The organism is Actinotignum sp. UMB0459 (genome assembly GCF_051905915.1).
Classification (GTDB): domain Bacteria; phylum Actinomycetota; class Actinomycetes; order Actinomycetales; family Actinomycetaceae; genus Actinotignum; species Actinotignum sanguinis.
Genome location: NZ_JBQAIK010000011.1, coordinates 1 through 15863 on the forward strand (window position 1 = coordinate 1; position 15863 = coordinate 15863).

A 15863-nucleotide genomic window follows, 5' to 3' on the forward strand; every position below is an offset into this window, starting at 1 on the left:
GTGCCCTTACCGACGCCGCTCTCCATCCTAACGCTAAGGCCGCGCCCCGGTGTAATCACAGGTCCCGGGTGGAACGACGCCGCGGCGACTGCGTTGTTACGTGCGCGGGAAGCCTCGCTTACACTAGCGGTGGTGAGGTACGACGACGAGGTGGTGCACGTGGACTCTGGTCTTTCTACTCGGGATATTGATGCGCTTGACGCCGCAAAACTGTATTACTCCGGACTCAGCCAGGACGAGGTCGCCCAGCGTATGCACCTGGCCCGCTCCACGATCTCCAAGTTGCTCAGCCACGCCCGCAAACGCGGTTTTGTGCGGATTACCGTCAATGATCCGCGCGAAGATGATGCTTTCCTATGCGCGCGTTTGAGCGAGCGCTTCAATTTACTGGATGTGCGCCTGGTCAGCCCGCCCAGTTCCGCGCCGGAAGATATGCGCGAGGCCCTCGGGCGGGTGGGCGCGCAGGTGCTCAGCGAACAGATTCGTGACGGCGACGCTATCGGCATCTGCCTCTCGCGCACGACCGAAGCGGTCTCCCGCCATATGCCTCGTATTCCGCGTAAAGGCGTGGCGATTATTCAGCTGACGTGCTGTATCGGCGCATGCGTGCGCACCATTGATGAAACGATGGTGATGGAACGCATTGCCGCCTCCTGTGGCGGGCAGGCCGTGTATTTCCAGCTCCCGGCTTTTCTCAGTGCTCAGCAACGTGAAGATCCGGGCGTGAAGGCGCGCTTGCGAGCTACGCGCACGCAGCGGGCCAGTACCCGGGTGGTTCTCTACACCGTGGGGGATGCTCGCTCCAATCTGGCCTATTTGGCCGGTTTCCGCCTGGAGGATGCCGATATGACGCGCCTGCTCACCACCTCGGTCGGTGATATTTGCACCCATTTCATTACCGCGCAGGGCCGGGTGTGCCTTCCGGATCTCAATAATCGTGCCACCGGGATTAGCCTGCCCGAGTTGCGCGAAAAGGAGCAAAAGATCCTGGTGGCCGGCGGGCCGGATAAACTCCAGGCTATTTATGCAGCCTTGGCCAATGGCTATGTGTCCCGCCTGGTTACCGATGTTGGGACCGCGCGGGCTTTGACGATGATGGCCTGATGATAAGCCTGAACGCAGTGATCCGAAGTTGAACGGCTGAGGGATAACAAGGCTAAGCTGCCGTGTAACAAATGTTCCTTTCGCGAACATCGGTGGCAATATGCGCGCTCCGTAACCGCGCCACAGTGGTTTTCCCGCAAGCTGACGCCGTTCTATACGCTGCCGAAGCGCGGGGTAGCGCATGGCGCGCAAGTGGGGCTCTCGCCTAGATTCACTCGTGAACACCGGGAACGGTGTTATATCAGTAGCGTGAGACTGCTAGGGGAGACTACGGTGGTGGAGTTTCCCGCTATCAGCGTGAATCACGGTGGGAAACATACAAAGGAGTCATGATGCCCGCTCTCGATCATTATCCACATCCCGCACAGCTCATCGACCACACACTCTTGCGAGCCGATGCACGCCGCGGCGAGATTGAGGAACTGTGCTCCCAGGCCCGCGACCTGGGAACAGCATCGGTATGCGTTAACCCGGTGTGGGTGGAAACTTGCGCGGCCCGCCTTGCGGGTAGTGGCGTCAAGGTGTGCACCGTTATTGGATTCCCCTTGGGGGCCAGTACTTCGGCAACCAAAGCTTTCGAGACTCGCGATGCTATCGCGCATGGAGCTACCGAAGTAGATATGGTCATGGACCTGGGTGCGGCACGCGATGGACGCTGGGAGGATGTGGAAACGGATATCGCCGCGGTAGTGGGTGCAGCTCAGCCCGCCGCACTGGTCAAGGTGATTATTGAGATCTGCCTGCTCAGCGATGATGAGATCGTGCACGCCTGCCGGGCTGCCCAACGTGCCGGAGCGGATTTCGTAAAAACCTCAACGGGCTTTTCCTCTGGTGGGGCAACGGAACACGCCGTCGCGCTCATGCGGGCAACTGTAGGGGAAGAGATGGGGGTGAAAGCGGCCGGCGGGATCCGCAGCGCCGCTGATTTCCGCGCCATGGTGGAAGCCGGAGCCAATCGCATCGGGGCTTCCGCCGGAGTTCAGATCCTCGCCGAATTACAGCGCTAAACACCAGCACGAGCACACGTACCAACCGAAAAAACGAATATTCCCTTCCGGGTGGTGGGGTGGCAGCGACGCCGCAACCCACCACCCGCGGGCGAACTTTGACAAAAGAAGGACTAGTCATGTCAGGAAAATCGGGCAATGACGCCCCACTGCGGACCACACTAAAACCGCACGAAGAAGAATCCGGAGTTCCCAATACCAGCTTCGGCCTCATTAAAGATCCCTCCCTCCAGCTGCGCGACGGTTATCTCAACCGCACTCCGCTGCTCCAATACATTCTTATTTCCATTTGTTTCCCATTGTGGGGAGCGGCGGCGTCCCTCAATGACGTGCTCATTACCCAATTCAAATCAATTTTCGAGCTCTCTGATTTCGCCTCCGCTTTCGTGCAATCAGCCTTTTATGGCGGGTACTTCCTGCTGGCCATCCCCGCTTCGCGGGTGATCCGGAAATGGTCGTATAAAACAGGGATCTTGGTGGGCCTGAGCTGCTATATCATCGGCTGCACGATGTTCTTCCCGGCCTCCCATATGGCAACCTATTCCGTTTTCCTGGCAGCGCTTTTCGCTATTGCGACCGGGCTTTCCTTCCTGGAGACCTCCTGCAATACCTATTCCACTATGATTGGCCCGCGGCGCACCGCCACTCTGCGCCTCAATATTTCCCAAACCTTCTATCCGCTGGGCTCCATTTTCGGAATTCTGCTCGGTAAATACCTGATTTTCACGGAAGGGGAGGCGCTACATAAGCAGCTTGATGATCTGAGCGGCCTGGAGAAAACTCAATTTGCGCAGGAGATGCTCCAGCGCACTTTGCAGCCTTATAGGTTCATTATTCTAGTGCTCGCCGTCGTACTTATTCTGGTGGCGCTTACGCAATTGCCGTCGTGTAAACCGCTCAACGCCGCGCACCACCAGTCCCGCGCTTCCATCGGCGAAACGCTCCGCTATCTTCTCCACAATAAGCGCTTCGGCACCGGGATTCTCACCCAGTTCCTCTACGTAGGTATGCAGACGGCGGTGTGGTCCTTCACGATTCGCCTCGCCCTCACCCTCGATACTTCCATTAATGAACGCACCGCCAGTAACTATATGGTGTGGGCTTTCGCGGCTTTCTTTACCGGGAAATTCATCGCGAATATTCTCATGACGAAGCTGAACGAAAACCTGGTCCTCGTGCTGTATTCCCTGGCCGGGGTGGCTGCCCTCAGCTACGTGGTGCTGGTGCCGAATATGACGGCGGTTTACGCCGCCATCGTGACCTCCGGGCTGTTCGGGCCGTGCTGGGCCACTATTTATTCGCGTACCCTCGACGCCATCGAGGATAAGCGGCATACGGAAACCGGTGGCGCCGTTATTGTTATGTCGATTATCGGCGGCGCGGTGATACCCGTTATTCAAGGGTTGGTCTCTGATAAGACCGGGTCGATGCAAACCTCCTTCATCGTGTCGCTGTGCTGCTTCGTGGCGGTGCTCATCTACTTCTTCTCTATTTATCGTAAAGATCGCGCGGGCGCCGCGGCCTGACAGCGCCTGCCTGTCGCGTTTTTGAGACGTCACTGTTATGAACAAAGGAGATCATTATGACGTTCACTATTAATCTGCGTGAGGATCAGTTCACCGAGGCACCGCGCTGCCTAGCCGAATCCCCAGAGTTTCGGGTGATTGCGCAGCGCTATCCTTCGGGCGTTGCTGCGCTCACCGTGCATAATTCGCGCGGATATATTGAGGTTCTTCCGTTTATGGGCGGCATCATCTGGGATGCCAATTTTGACGGCATCTCGCTGCGCATGAAAAATATGTTCAATCAGCCGCGCCCCGCCCGCGAGATTTCTGATACCTACGGCTGTTTCGCTTTCCATTCCGGATTGCTTGCGGCTGGCTGCCCGAGCCCGGACGATACTCACGTGCTGCACGGGGAATTTTCTTGCGCCACGATGGATCGTGCCTGGATCGAGATCGATGGTTGTGGGAACGACGGCGCTATTCGGCTCGCCTCCACCTATGAATACGCACGTGGATTTGGCGATCATTACCGCGCCACGCCCACGGTTTCACTGGGTGCCGGGGCCACCGATTTCACCATCGGTATGGATGTGGAGAATCTTTCTCCCTGCCAGCCGATGCCGCTCCAGTACATGTGCCATATGAATTATGCTTTCGTGCCCGGCGGCATCATGCGCCAGTCGCTCCCGGCGGGTAGTTTCCACTTGCGCCGCTCCATTCCCGCGCACGTAACGCCCACGCCGGAATGGACCGAGTTGAATAACCGGATTATCGCCGGTGACATTGATGCGGATTCCTTGGAAGGTGCGGAGAGCTTCAATCCGGAGATCGTGTACTTCGCCGATGATCTGCCCCGCTACGGGCAGAGCGCGCGTTTTGAGCTTGCTGCCCCTGAGGGGCACGCTTTCTTCACAGAATTTTCGACGGCGCAATTCCCCGTGGCGACCCGGTGGATCCTCTGGACTTTAGACCAGCAGGTGGCTGCTTTTGTTCTTCCGGGAACCAGCCGGCCTGAAGGTTTCTTGGCTGCTAAGGGGGCCGGCACTCTTATCTGGGTGGAACCTGGTGGAACCCGGAGTTTCCGGGTCCATACTGGCCTGGTACCGGAAGTGCAGGCCGCGGAGCTTTCTAATTCCCGCAGCGCGAAGAACGATACAGCAGAAGAGGCACACTAATGGATATCGCAGTAATCGGCTCGAATATGGTCGATCTTATTTCCTATATCAACCGCATGCCCGGCGATGGCGAAACCGTGGAGGCGCCCGATTTTGCACTCGGCTGCGGTGGAAAGGGAGCCAATCAGGCGGTGGCTGCCGCACGCCTAGGTTCGGCGGTGCGGATGGTGACCCGGGTGGGTAATGACCTCTTTGCCGATAACACGGTTGCGAATTTCGAGCGCAACGGGATTGATACCACCTACGTGATGCGTACCGCGGCAACATCGGGGGTGGCTCCTATTTTCGTCAATCCGGATTCCCAGAATTCGATCATTATTGTGCAGGGTGCTAATTCCTTGCTGACTCCGGCTGATATTGATGCCGCGGCCGCGGATATTTCCAAGTGCAAACTGATCGTTTTGCAGCTGGAGATTCCCCTGGAAACGGTCTATTACGCTATTGAATTCGGGGTGAAACACGGAATTGATGTGCTTCTCAACCCGGCGCCAGCCCAGCCGGATCTGCTGCTCTCCCGGGTGCGAGCCTGCACCTATTTCACACCCAATGAAAGTGAGCTATCGCTGCTCACCGGGATGCCGGTAGAAACTATCCCGGATGTTCGCAATGCCGCGCATACGTTGCTGGAGGCGGGCATGCGCAACGTTATTGTGACGCTCGGCGGTAGGGGAGTGCTCTGGGTGGCCGAGGGCGTGGATATGCTGTTGCCGGCAACGCCGGTGGAGGCGGTGGATACCACCGGCGCAGGCGATGCCTTTATCGGGTGCTTCTCGCATTACGTGGTGGCCACCGGCGATATCGAGTATTCCTTGCGGATGGCCAATCGCTACGCTGCCGATTCGGTAACGAAGCGCGGCACCCAAACCTCCTACGCCAGCAAGGAGGAATTCGCTCTCCTGCGCAACTAAACGGCGGTATGGAATAGGATCGAACTCGGTTATATCCCCGCGGTGAAAGGCGCGTAGAAAGTGGCGGCCAGGGGCTCTTTCGGGAGCTTCCTGGCCGCTGCTGTGTTAGTGCGCCATTGATATAAGGGCGTACGATAAATAATTGCATGTGACATTACGCACTATATCCTAATGTGCTAGTCAAAAGCATAACCGCATACATACAATATTGGTGACGCCAGGAGCGGCATATAGACCAGCTAGAAGCTGGCTATGAATACTATTTACAAAACCATCCCATAAACCTACACCTTTTTCTGAAAAGTTGTACTGATTTTGTATCGGGGGTGTGAATGGGTAAGCCGCGAAGCAAGCTCATTCCCTATCACAAGCTCAAGTTTCCCGAAGTCTACGGGTTCACCACTGAAGTTCATTTTGGCAGGCAGGCTAAACATATGCCCGGCCAGCCTGAATACGATCCGTCACGTTCACCTGTTACGGTCGATATTCTCACCATCCAAAGACTTGTTCTACGTCATGCCGGCAGGGGCACTCTTCGCGGCAAAAACTCGAACAAGGAAACCGTGAATTTTGGAGTGACTATAGGAAACTACCGCTCCCTCAATTCCACGCGATCAGTCCCGACGACGTGGGTAAATATTCACTATTCAAAGACAGGAGCTCATATTGTTCCTGCTGCGCCAAGGGAGGAAGACCATGCGTCCAAAAATTGACCATCCCGAAGAACATTTGCAGGCAGGTCATCTGGAGGAATACCACTGGAATCATCAAAATGCGCGCTACCACATCGCTTTTTCAGATGGTGAAGAATATATCGGTGTTTTCGATACAGCTTACGAAAGCGATAATGCCGGAGAGCTCGGGATAGAGATGGATGATCCCGAGTACGATGAGTTCTTCGTTGTTGATATCGAAATCCAAGAGATCTTGCACGATGGTTCCAGACGCCTCAACCAATACCTGTCACTTGATTACCGGGACTTTCCGGAGAAGATTATCGACATCACGAATGACACCGTGGTCTACCAGGTAAATCCACCGAAGGATTCGGAGGAGTCATATGGGGAAACCACGTAGCAAGTTAATTCCGTACCATAAGCTGAAGTTCCGTGAGGTTTACGGCTTCACGACCGAGATTCATTTCGGCAGGCAGGCTAAGCACATGCCCGGCCAGCCCGAATACGATCCGTCACGTTCGCCTGTCACGGTAGATATTCTCACGATCCAGCGTCTTGTTTTACGGTACGCCGGTGACGGCAAACGTTATGAATCCAGTCCGAATAAGGAGATCGTCAATTTCGAACAGGTTATTGGCATGTATCGGTATAGCAGTTCCGATCCAGGTCTGCCCACAACCTGGGCTACGATTCACTATTCCAAAAACGGAGCGCACTTAGTACTAGCAGATCCTAGGAGGAGATAATGGGACACGATAACTTTTTCCACCCTGAAGAATACAGCCAATTTGGGGTTGTGTGGGATTATGACAACGAACATTCTGATGCCGTTTACGAGATCGCTTTTCCAATGGTGAATGTTACCGCGCAGTCTACTTCACCGCCTTTGAAAGCGACAACGCCGGTGAACTAGACATCGAAATGGACGATCCCCGTTACGACGAGTTTCATGTTCTGGTATTTGAGATCCGTGAGATTATCCATGACGGTCCGCGCCGATACAGCCAGTACTTGTCCATCGACTATCGGGACTTTGCCGAGAGAATTATCGACATCACGAACAACACCGTGGTCTACCAGGTAAATCCACCGAAGGAATCGGAAGAAGCATATGGGTAAACCACGTAGCAAGTTGATTCCGTACCATAAGCTGAAGTTCCGTGAGGTTTACGGCTTCACGACCGAGATTCATTTCGGCACGCAGGCTAAGCACATGCCCGGCCAGCCCGAATACGAACCTCACCGTTCCGCAGTCACTTTAGACATCGTGACGATCCAGAAGCTCGTTTTACGGCACGCTGGCTACGGATCCCGCTTGCCCAATAACTCGAATAAAGAGGTTGTTGACTTTGGGGTAGTGATCGGCATTTATCGTTCCCGGCACCAAAAGTTGGGCAACCGACAACTCGGGCAAATATCCACTATTCAAGGAGTGGTGCACACATCGTTCCCGCCACGCATACAAAGAGGAAGAGTAAATGACCGGCATCACCCATCCAGAGGAACGAGACCAAGTAGATGTTCTTGAGGGCTACTACTGGGATCATCCGGATGTGTACTATCGCATTGTTTTTGCCGATGGTGAGGAATACATAGGTATTTTTTTCGCGGCATTCGAAAGTGATAATGCCGGCGAGCTTGGAATTGAAATGGACGATCCTAGATACGATGAATTCTTCGTTGTTGCGATTGAGATCGTGAGTATTGTTCACGATGGCCCCAGACGCCTCAACCAATACCTTTCGCTCGATTACCGCGACTTCCCCGAAAAAATTATCGACATCACGAACGGTGTTGTGCTCTATCCACCTTCAAACCTGACTTGGCTCATTTAGTCAGGTTTTCGAAAGCTGCTGATGAGCAACGATGAGACTGCTCGGGCTGGCTCGCCCTCCCCCCCCCTCGATACACCCCCCCCCCCCCGCCCCCCCCCCCCCCCCCCCCCCCCCCCCCCCCCCCCCCCCCCCCCCCCCCCCGGCGCCCCCCCCCCCCCCCCCCCCCCCCCCCCCCCCCCCACTGCATTTACGGAGCCGCATGAACCGTCCCCGGAAACAAAGTGTTCCGGCCCGGAACTACCGTGAACAGCGCCCGCAAATAAAGTGTGTGAAAGAGCATGGTTTCAGAACATTTTCGCATCCCTTACGCACACCCTGCGGGAAGAGATGTCTCGTACTCACACGCCGACTTCCCCCTCCACGCCGCCCCACGCCGGCGAAGAAGGTATGTTTTTCCGGGATGTACTTCGCATGTACGACAAGAGCAGTACAGCTCTGAAAACACATACCCCATCCCCAGGGACTGGTGCTCGGTGTGCATTTTTCCTTGCGCTAGGCGTGCAATTCGTATGGCGCTATTCGGGCGGTTTTAACTTGCGCTTGACATTACCCGGCGGTGAAGTCCTCGCGGCGGCGGCCGGTGTACTGGATTGCGATGCGGTCCTCCGGGCAGGTATCAACAAGGTAAATAATTGCCAGGAACAGCCATTCCAGGGGTTTCATGGAGAGCCATACGATGTCCGCTGCCAGGCGGGTACGGATGAGCCGCGAGAGCGGGAAGCCATAACGGTTATAGAACCTGCGGATCGCCCGGTGCACTCTTGGTGTCTTTTCTTCCAGAACCTGTTCGAAGGCATTCGCGATAAGAAGCTGGCGATTCACGGTGATGCGATGCCCGCCGCGTACTCCGTCCCGGATCGGTTTCACCACTGCCGGGTGCCCGCCTGCTGCCACGGTGCATAAATAGTGCTCGTCGTAGTAGGTATTGGGCGGGGAGATTCGCTGCGAAAGCGTCCAATCGCTTGTTTCCGTGAAGGCTTTGATGGCGGCGTTTGGTTCCTGGCCGAAGAGCACCAGAATAAGGAGGAAGATACCCAGCACGGGTATCAGGCCGAGCAGAGCGAGCAGCGGCCAGGTTCGGGCATGGGAAAGAATGTTTTCCAGGTAGGCGAGCACGCCTGATCCGATCTCCCGGCTTTCCGGTGTCTCCCGGGGCTCTCGGAGCTCTTGGCGATGAAATTCGTGGATTTTCACGATGATTGTTTTCGCGGAGATCAACACTACCGCGGTGACCGGCAACAACAGGATGAGATTTTCAGGTCCCCCAGGCCGGAATGTTTGAATAGTCCATACGATAACAATCGCGTTGCCAAGATAGATGCACGAGAAGCAGAGAACCGTGAGAAGTGGCGGGATCTGGCTGAGCGGCTTGAGCCGCACGTAAAGAAAAGCTACCGAGCAGACGATGCACAGCAGCACTAAAAATGGCTGAAAATCAGTGTGGACCGGCGTATGCGTCTGGTCATTGACGAGTTGCTCCGACCAATCGGCATAAAAGACCACCCTGTATCTCATCGAGATAGCGGCCAAATGGAAACTAAGCGCTAGAAAGATAGTCCAGACATCATGCGCTACGTCTAGAACCGGCAGCGGCTTCCCCCGTATTGCGGTGATGAGCGCGATCACCTGGTAACAGGTGAGAATAACCGGGTACGTGGTCACCCAGGGGAGGAGGGCGAAGAAAACCGAAAGAAAAATGAAAGCTTGAGGGTCCCACGAAGCCCCCGGGTTAAGCTGTCCCGTATATGCGGTATAGAGGAGATACCCGGGGACTGCAATAACATAGGCAAGAAAAATCTGCGTGAGGTAGGGGTGCCGCTTCACGAAACTACGCTTGCGGGCCTGAGACATCCGGATCCTCCTCAGCCGTCTTCCGCTTGCCCCCGGTGGCGCAAGCGTCACCCCAGATTCTAGATCGCTAGCAAGCCGATGTAGGTGAGGGTACCGGCGGCGAGGGAAACGAGCATGCGGCGCCCAGAAAGCTCGTGCGCCAGGATCGTGACGGCGCTGGCTACGCTCACGTGCAGCACAGATTCAGCAGACACCGGAAGGACTTCGTTGCGTACCATCGCCAGCGCCAAAATTACCAGCACCCCCACCGGGAGCCAGACCGAGAGCGCTCGAACCAGGCGCGAGCGGCGCAGCGGATGCAAAATGAGGAAGGGAATCCCGCGCAGGCACAGCATGAGAGCCAAAGAGCCGAGCAGGACAGCCAGGAGATAGCCAGTCATCGCAAATCACCTACCTCGCCTGCTGCGCCCCCCGGGGAAGGTGCGGCGTCGTCGTTCTTCTTGACACGAGTGCGCACCACGAAACGCACCACCAAGAACAGCGCGAAAAGACTCATCGCGACGGGCAGAAGGGCGCTCGGCGCACATAGCTGCGCGAGCAGGAACGCGAGGCCGGCACCGAGCACGCCGGGAATATCGCGGCGTGCGTGGAAAGCGTCCAGGGCGAGGACGATGAAAAGGGCGACGAGCGCAAAATTAACACCACGAATCTGACCGGGAAGGAATCCGCCAATCGCCACTCCCAGTAGTCCGCCACCAACCCAGCATGCCTGGAGCACAGCTTGGAGAGAGATGAGCCGGCGTTGGTTCCAGACGCCCGGATGTGAGGTGGTGATCGCGTAGGTTTCGTCGGTGAGGGAGTAGATGCAATACATGCGGGCAAGCGGGTGGGCGAGCTGCGTGATGGGATACGAAAACGCGTAAAAAACGTGACGTACGTTCACGAAAAAGATGGTGAGGAGAATCGTGAGGACCGGTGCGTGTGCGCTAATGAGGGCGACGGCGAGCAGCTCAGCCGAGCCGGAATAAATAAAGAAGGACAGCGCGGGCGCTAACCACCACGGTTGGCCGTACTGGATGACAAGAAGTCCGAAGGCCATGCCCAGGGGGATCATTCCCAGGCCAGCGCCCGCGGCCATCTGTGCTCCGAAGCGTACATCTGATACGTGGGAAGGCATGCGCCCTATTGTGGCACTGGCGGGGGAGCGGAGGGTGAAGTTTCCACGATGCGGAGCGCGGGGCGCCAAGAGAGTTACTATGGTGCAGGTCCCATTGTTCAAGGTGAAGGAGCCTCCATGACCGTCGTGAAAATCAATGCTATTTCTGTTCCGGAAGGTGCTGGCGAGCACTTCGAAGCGCGTTTTGCAGCGCGCGAAGGCGCCGTTGATCAGCGGCCCGGTTTCCTATCCTTCCGGTTGCTGCGCCCACTCAACGAAGGTGAGCGCTACCTTGTGGTCACCGAATGGGAGTCCGAGGAAGATTTCACCGCGTGGTGTAGCGATCCAACGGCACATCCGCGCAAGATGGAGGAGAACCGCCACGCGGCTGCCCATGCGGACCTGAGCGCGCAGCTGCTCGAATTTGATGTAGTCAATCTTCCCGAAGTCGAGCACGGGGAAACCCCGCAGGCGGGTTTTGTTTCTCTTGTAGCGCTATCCTTCCTTCCCGGGATGGAGAAGGTTATTGAGCAGCGCTTCGCGGCGCGCAAAGCAGCCGTGGATGCGGCGCCCGGGTTCTCCTTCTTCGAGCTGTGGCGCCCGGTGCGCGGAGTGGAGGAGTACTACGTGGTCACCGGCTGGGATTCGCAGGATTCTTACGATGCCTGGGCTGAGGCCCGGGAACGTGCTCCGCATAACACCGCGGATCAGCCCAAGAATCGGGGCTTGGACGTGACCCTGCACGGGTACGCAGTGGTGCAGCAGAGCACCAAGCGGTAGGTCCTGGATGCGGGGCTGAGGCGCGAGGTGAGGACGATGCTGTGGAAACACGGACATCATTCAGGAAGAATGATGTCCGCCTGGCAAACTAAGGGGCGGGTACCGTTTCCTCGGTACCCGCCCGTGTACAGGTTGATTCTTGTGCGCTAGCTGGTGTCGTGTTCCAGCCCCGCAACTACAGCAAAAGGCCGCGCCTAGCGCTCCCGGTCTTCCAGATATCGGAGCAGCACTGCTTCGTATCCGTCCAGAGCGCCCGCGGGATCCTCCGCCGCATCCTCGAGGAAGGGAATCAGATCCGGCCCGGTTTTCTCCATGACATCCAGACCCTCCAGATCGATATTACGGAAAGCCTTTTCCGTAACATAGTGGAGAATAGTTCGCCCGGTTGCCATAAATGCGAAAGCCACTGCCTTGCGATGCGAAAAACCGCCATCTTCCAGTGCCCGGGAGAGCCCTTGGAGCTGACGGGCAAAGTGCACCGTCAATTTCGGGTTACACAGCAGCACCTCACCCAGACCCACGAAATCATCCAGGGTGCGCCGCAGATTCGCATCTGCCTGCTCAATGGCATCGTGCCAATCTGTGCCCGCCAGCACGATTGGTGTTTCATCGGCGGCACGCCGAACGACTGCATCCACAATGTCTTGGCGGCCATCGTAGAGGCGGTACACCGCGGGGGTCGCGACGCCGATCTTGCTTGCTATATCACTCATAGTGAAGGTAAAGACGCCAACCTCCTTCGCTGCCCGAATAACATCGTCAGCGTTGAAGCGTTGCTTCCTACCCACTTTTCTTCCATGCGTTCGTTCCACGGTTTCAGTTTAGTGTAAAAATAACTCCGGTGTCGCTCGAAACACAGGTTTTTTCTTAACAAATGGGGAAACCGGGGTGGTGCTCGCAGCAACGAGTTCCGATACCCCCATGCGCCGCCGCCATTCAAAAGGTGCCCGGATAAAAATGAGGCTCAGCACCGGCGCCCTTGTCGGTACTGAGCCTCATCTCGCGCGGTGAGTTCGCCGCACGCTTCATTCGGTTTTCTTAACGCTTATCCCGTGTTCTTCATTCCAGCGGAGATCCCGTTAATCGTGGTGAGCAGAGCACGCTGCTCATCAGCTGATTGCTCCTTGCCCGAAGCCGCATCAGCCCGAACCCGCGCCAGTAGCGCCACCTGGAGGTAATGGATGGGCTTGAGATACTGGTCACGGATACGCAAGGTACGCTGGAGAACCGGTTGGGTATCAAGAAGGTCATCCTCAGCCAGCAGGGCCTCAAGTTCACGCACCGTCAGCTCATATTCTTCGCGAATCTCCGCGTAGATATGGTGGAGACGCTCAGGCACCAAGGTACGTACGTAATGCCCTGCAATATCCATATCAGTTTTCGCCAGGGTCATCTCGATATTGGACATCGTGGTGCGGAAGAACTGCCAACCGCGCACCATCTTCTTCAAATCCTCACCGTAACCGGCTTCGCGAGCAGCCCGGAGCCCAGAACCAGCGCCGAACCATCCCGGAACGATCTGGCGGGATTGGGTCCACCCGAAAACCCAGGGAATAGCTCGCAGGCCATCCAAGCCCTTTTCCGAGGTGGTGCGCTTGGAAGGACGTGATCCGATATTAAGATCGCCCAGCAATTCCACCGGAGTGGAGGTCACGAAGTATTCAGGCAAATCGGGATCATCGGCAAGAACCCGATAGCGCTGATACGCAGCACCGCTAAGGAAATCCATGACTTCGTCATAACGGCTGAGCGACACATTGCTATTGCGCGGTTCGCGGTGCAGGGCGGAGGCCTCCATCACGGCAGCCAGGGTGAGGGAGAGATTCTCTCGTGCCAGGGCCGGCAGCGTGTATTTATCGGAAATGACCTCGCCCTGTTCTGTGAACTTAATTTCCCCGTCCAGGACACCGTAGGGCTGAGACAAAATTGCGTCATAGGTGGGTCCGCCCCCGCGCCCCACCGAGCCACCGCGGCCGTGGAAGAGCCGCAGGGTCACGCCGTGGCGTGCGGCGACGTCGCGCAATTGACGCTGGGCCTGGTGAATCTCCCACTGGGAGGTCACCACACCCGCATCTTTATTGGAATCGGAGTAGCCCAGCATTACTTCCTGACGGTTACCCCGCAGCCGCACAATTTCCCGATAGGAAGGATCGGAAAGGAGGGTATCGAGGATATCCCCGGCCCGGCGCAGTTCCGGCACTTCTTCCAGCAAAGGAGCGAATCCCAGATCTGCGCGTTTCTCCGCGCTTTCCAGATCGATAATCCCGGCTTCGCGAGCCAACAGGGCCACGGAGAGGATGTCATCGGGGCCGTGGGTCATGGAGACCAAATAGGTGGTGATGGCGTCGGTCCCGTATATCTTATGGGCCTGGCGAATCGCCCGGAACACCTCGAAAGTCTTTTGCGAACTCGCGGTGAGCGGCGAATCATCGGTGTTAATGAGCGCGGGGGCCAGCGGGCGTGCCGAAGCCAGTTCCCGTCCCAGCAGCACGGTGCGTTCTTCGCGGCTCAGCGTTGCGTAATCCGCCTCCAGCCCACCAAAGCGATTGAACAATTCACTCAGCAGTTCAAAATGCTTCTCGGAATGCTCCCGGACATCCAAAATGACTAGCCCTAGGCCCATCCCGTGAATAATCTGCTGGGCGGTGGCGAGCAGCCCATCGGCTACCCGTTCCGCGCCGTGGCGGCGCAGCGCATCGCGGAGCAGCTGGAATTCTTCCTGAATTTCCGATCCGGTTGCGTAATCATGGCCGGGAATGTGCTCAGCCCCGGTGGTAATGCGCACCTTCGTATTATTGAGTTTGGAGCGAATAGCGCCGAGTTTGAGCCGGTAGGGTTCTTCCGCGTAAAGAGCCCGCGAATCTTCATCCACAAGGTCCGGGAAGCGGAAGTCCTCTTCCAGAGAAGCCAGCAGTGCGGCGTCGTCACCCGAAAGACGCGAGGAAATGGACAAGCTGAGCATCGCGCGGTTGACGAACCACACCGCAATATCGATAGCGGTGCTGGACTGCAACCGCAACACATCGGCGGTGACATCTGCCGTGACGTAAGGATTTCCGTCACGGTCCCCACCGATCCAGGATCCGAAACGAATCGGCACTGCGTCTTCCGGAAGGCGGGCACCGTAACGTTCCAGTTCGTCACGGAAATCCGTGATGACATCGGGAAGGGTATCCGTGTAGAGACTGCGCAGATACCACATGACATTGCGGGCTTCGTCCAGAGGAGTGGGCTGTACCCGGCGCAATTCGTCCGTGAGCCAGATACTCTCCATCACCGAGGCGAGTTCGCGATCTTGGCGGGCGCGTTCTTCACTGCCTTCTTCCGTTTCCGTCTCTACAATTTCCGAGACGCGGCGTAGCTTGGTGAGCACGGCGCGCCGCTGCGCTTCGGTGGGGTGAGCGGTAAAAACAAGGCGAATATCAAGCGAATCAACGGTTTTTTGCAGGCCTTCCAGCCCGACCGCGTCATAGATCCGGGAAATTGCGCGCGGCACCCAGGATTCGGCCGGCTCTTTATCGCCGATAACCTTGATACGGAACGTTTGTTCCGCGGCATTGGCCAGCAGGAAATATTCCGCGAAAGCGCGGGTGAGAATAATGGCGGTATCCGTGGACATATCATCCAGGGAGCGCTGCACTTCCGAAGCCGCCGTCTCCGAATCTAGGTCACGCGCAGCCGCGCGAACTTTTTCAATAAGGTCGAGGGTTTCTTCCCCGTGCTGCTGGGCGATTTCTTGACCGAGCATCGTGCTCAGGCGCCGCACAACCGCGCGCAACGGGGCGTCAAAATCTTCAGTGGAGCGGGCCGTGGTGCGGTCAACGGAGTCGTGGAGCTGAATATCTTGGTCGTGGCTCACTAGATCTACTCGCCTCTCCTTGGGGATTTCACCGTCACGGTATCGGGCTAGGCACAGCTGTGGCGT

General features: G+C 57.0%; 18 protein-coding genes. 13 read left to right on the forward strand and 5 right to left on the reverse strand.

What is annotated here, in order from left to right; translation table 11 throughout:
- The first annotated feature begins 132 nt into the window (after window positions 1-132).
- The 12 genes from ACTFPK_RS03130 (at window position 133) to ACTFPK_RS03185 (ending at window position 8211) form a co-directional block, all read left to right on the forward strand.
- Complete coding sequence (locus ACTFPK_RS03130; protein WP_284896896.1) at window positions 133-1104, forward strand: sugar-binding transcriptional regulator; 972 nt, start codon at window positions 133-135, stop codon at window positions 1102-1104.
- 332 nt (window positions 1105-1436) lie between these two features.
- On the forward strand, window positions 1437-2111 hold the full coding sequence (gene deoC, locus ACTFPK_RS03135) for a deoxyribose-phosphate aldolase (RefSeq protein ID WP_284883429.1): 675 nt from the start codon (window positions 1437-1439) through the stop codon (window positions 2109-2111).
- Window positions 2112-2230: 119 nt separating this feature from the next.
- Window positions 2231-3637: an L-fucose:H+ symporter permease gene (gene fucP / locus ACTFPK_RS03140; RefSeq protein ID WP_394532998.1), complete on the forward strand. Its 1407-nt coding sequence runs from the start codon at window positions 2231-2233 to the stop codon at window positions 3635-3637.
- Between the two features lie 56 nt (window positions 3638-3693).
- A complete protein-coding gene (locus ACTFPK_RS03145) occupies window positions 3694-4791 on the forward strand; it encodes an aldose 1-epimerase family protein (protein ID WP_284883431.1) in 1098 nt (365 codons plus the stop codon).
- A complete protein-coding gene (gene rbsK, locus ACTFPK_RS03150) occupies window positions 4791-5699 on the forward strand; it encodes a ribokinase (RefSeq protein ID WP_016442788.1) in 909 nt (302 codons plus the stop codon). The genes ACTFPK_RS03145 and rbsK overlap by 1 nt, the downstream gene beginning before the upstream one ends.
- 434 nt (window positions 5700-6133) lie before the next feature.
- Window positions 6134-6412, forward strand: a complete 279-nt coding sequence (locus tag ACTFPK_RS03155; RefSeq protein WP_231366731.1) for a polymorphic toxin type 50 domain-containing protein — start codon at window positions 6134-6136, stop codon at window positions 6410-6412.
- Window positions 6396-6776, forward strand: a complete 381-nt coding sequence (locus ACTFPK_RS03160; RefSeq protein WP_039898869.1) for a hypothetical protein — start codon at window positions 6396-6398, stop codon at window positions 6774-6776. Before ACTFPK_RS03155 ends, ACTFPK_RS03160 begins: the two co-directional genes overlap by 17 nt.
- Window positions 6760-7122: a polymorphic toxin type 50 domain-containing protein gene (locus ACTFPK_RS03165; protein ID WP_016442790.1), complete on the forward strand. Its 363-nt coding sequence runs from the start codon at window positions 6760-6762 to the stop codon at window positions 7120-7122. The genes ACTFPK_RS03160 and ACTFPK_RS03165 overlap by 17 nt, the downstream gene beginning before the upstream one ends.
- Entirely contained in the window at window positions 7122-7289 is a 168-nt protein-coding gene (locus ACTFPK_RS03170) for a hypothetical protein (RefSeq protein WP_439911060.1), read from the forward strand. Before ACTFPK_RS03165 ends, ACTFPK_RS03170 begins: the two co-directional genes overlap by 1 nt.
- 8 nt (window positions 7290-7297) lie before the next feature.
- The gene (locus ACTFPK_RS03175) at window positions 7298-7495 is read left to right on the forward strand and encodes a hypothetical protein (protein WP_439911062.1); all 198 of its coding nucleotides are present in this window, start codon (window positions 7298-7300) and stop codon (window positions 7493-7495) included.
- Between the two features lie 94 nt (window positions 7496-7589).
- Window positions 7590-7904: a polymorphic toxin type 50 domain-containing protein gene (locus tag ACTFPK_RS03180; RefSeq protein ID WP_284896917.1), complete on the forward strand. Its 315-nt coding sequence runs from the start codon at window positions 7590-7592 to the stop codon at window positions 7902-7904.
- Window positions 7855-8211, forward strand: a complete 357-nt coding sequence (locus tag ACTFPK_RS03185) for a hypothetical protein (protein WP_439911063.1) — start codon at window positions 7855-7857, stop codon at window positions 8209-8211. Before ACTFPK_RS03180 ends, ACTFPK_RS03185 begins: the two co-directional genes overlap by 50 nt.
- 546 nt (window positions 8212-8757) lie before the next feature.
- On the opposite strand, the gene ACTFPK_RS03190 is transcribed toward ACTFPK_RS03185, so the two are convergent.
- Genes ACTFPK_RS03190 through ACTFPK_RS03200 form a run of 3 tightly spaced genes read right to left on the reverse strand, consistent with a single transcriptional unit; the run spans window position 8758 to window position 11179 of the window.
- Complete coding sequence (locus ACTFPK_RS03190; RefSeq protein WP_394532995.1) at window positions 8758-10062, reverse strand: DUF6688 domain-containing protein; 1305 nt, start codon at window positions 10060-10062, stop codon at window positions 8758-8760.
- 59 nt (window positions 10063-10121) lie between these two features.
- On the reverse strand, window positions 10122-10442 hold the full coding sequence (locus ACTFPK_RS03195) for an AzlD domain-containing protein (RefSeq protein WP_016442778.1): 321 nt from the start codon (window positions 10440-10442) through the stop codon (window positions 10122-10124).
- A complete protein-coding gene (locus tag ACTFPK_RS03200) occupies window positions 10439-11179 on the reverse strand; it encodes an AzlC family ABC transporter permease (RefSeq protein WP_394532996.1) in 741 nt (246 codons plus the stop codon). The genes ACTFPK_RS03195 and ACTFPK_RS03200 overlap by 4 nt, the downstream gene beginning before the upstream one ends.
- A 117-nt stretch (window positions 11180-11296) precedes the next feature.
- Here ACTFPK_RS03200 and ACTFPK_RS03205 point away from each other — a divergent pair, with 117 nt between their 5' ends.
- On the forward strand, window positions 11297-11938 hold the full coding sequence (locus ACTFPK_RS03205) for an antibiotic biosynthesis monooxygenase family protein (RefSeq protein ID WP_284901312.1): 642 nt from the start codon (window positions 11297-11299) through the stop codon (window positions 11936-11938).
- A gap of 194 nt (window positions 11939-12132) precedes the next feature.
- Here ACTFPK_RS03205 and ACTFPK_RS03210 read toward each other — a convergent pair whose 3' ends face one another.
- Complete coding sequence (locus ACTFPK_RS03210) at window positions 12133-12750, reverse strand: TetR/AcrR family transcriptional regulator (protein ID WP_284901310.1); 618 nt, start codon at window positions 12748-12750, stop codon at window positions 12133-12135.
- A gap of 233 nt (window positions 12751-12983) precedes the next feature.
- Window positions 12984-15797 carry a phosphoenolpyruvate carboxylase gene (ppc, locus tag ACTFPK_RS03215; protein WP_394532997.1) on the reverse strand — a complete coding sequence of 938 codons (2814 nt, stop codon included), beginning with the start codon at window positions 15795-15797 and terminating at the stop codon, window positions 12984-12986.
- Window positions 15798-15863: the final 66 nt, after the last annotated feature.

Coding starts and splice junctions, on each gene's coding strand:
- ACTFPK_RS03175 (WP_439911062.1), top strand. CDS start 7,298: ATGGACGATCCCCGTTACGACGAGTTTCATGTTCTGGTATTTGAGATC.
- rbsK (WP_016442788.1), top strand. CDS start 4,791: ATGGATATCGCAGTAATCGGCTCGAATATGGTCGATCTTATTTCCTAT.
- ACTFPK_RS03155 (WP_231366731.1), top strand. CDS start 6,134: ATGCCCGGCCAGCCTGAATACGATCCGTCACGTTCACCTGTTACGGTC.
- ACTFPK_RS03165 (WP_016442790.1), top strand. CDS start 6,760: ATGGGGAAACCACGTAGCAAGTTAATTCCGTACCATAAGCTGAAGTTC.
- deoC (WP_284883429.1), top strand. CDS start 1,437: ATGCCCGCTCTCGATCATTATCCACATCCCGCACAGCTCATCGACCAC.
- fucP (WP_394532998.1), top strand. CDS start 2,231: ATGTCAGGAAAATCGGGCAATGACGCCCCACTGCGGACCACACTAAAA.
- ACTFPK_RS03200 (WP_394532996.1), bottom strand. CDS start 11,179: ATGCCTTCCCACGTATCAGATGTACGCTTCGGAGCACAGATGGCCGCG.
- ACTFPK_RS03195 (WP_016442778.1), bottom strand. CDS start 10,442: ATGACTGGCTATCTCCTGGCTGTCCTGCTCGGCTCTTTGGCTCTCATG.
- ACTFPK_RS03160 (WP_039898869.1), top strand. CDS start 6,396: ATGCGTCCAAAAATTGACCATCCCGAAGAACATTTGCAGGCAGGTCAT.
- ACTFPK_RS03170 (WP_439911060.1), top strand. CDS start 7,122: ATGGGACACGATAACTTTTTCCACCCTGAAGAATACAGCCAATTTGGG.
- ACTFPK_RS03205 (WP_284901312.1), top strand. CDS start 11,297: ATGACCGTCGTGAAAATCAATGCTATTTCTGTTCCGGAAGGTGCTGGC.
- ACTFPK_RS03180 (WP_284896917.1), top strand. CDS start 7,590: ATGCCCGGCCAGCCCGAATACGAACCTCACCGTTCCGCAGTCACTTTA.
- ACTFPK_RS03185 (WP_439911063.1), top strand. CDS start 7,855: ATGACCGGCATCACCCATCCAGAGGAACGAGACCAAGTAGATGTTCTT.
- ACTFPK_RS03145 (WP_284883431.1), top strand. CDS start 3,694: ATGACGTTCACTATTAATCTGCGTGAGGATCAGTTCACCGAGGCACCG.
- ACTFPK_RS03190 (WP_394532995.1), bottom strand. CDS start 10,062: ATGTCTCAGGCCCGCAAGCGTAGTTTCGTGAAGCGGCACCCCTACCTC.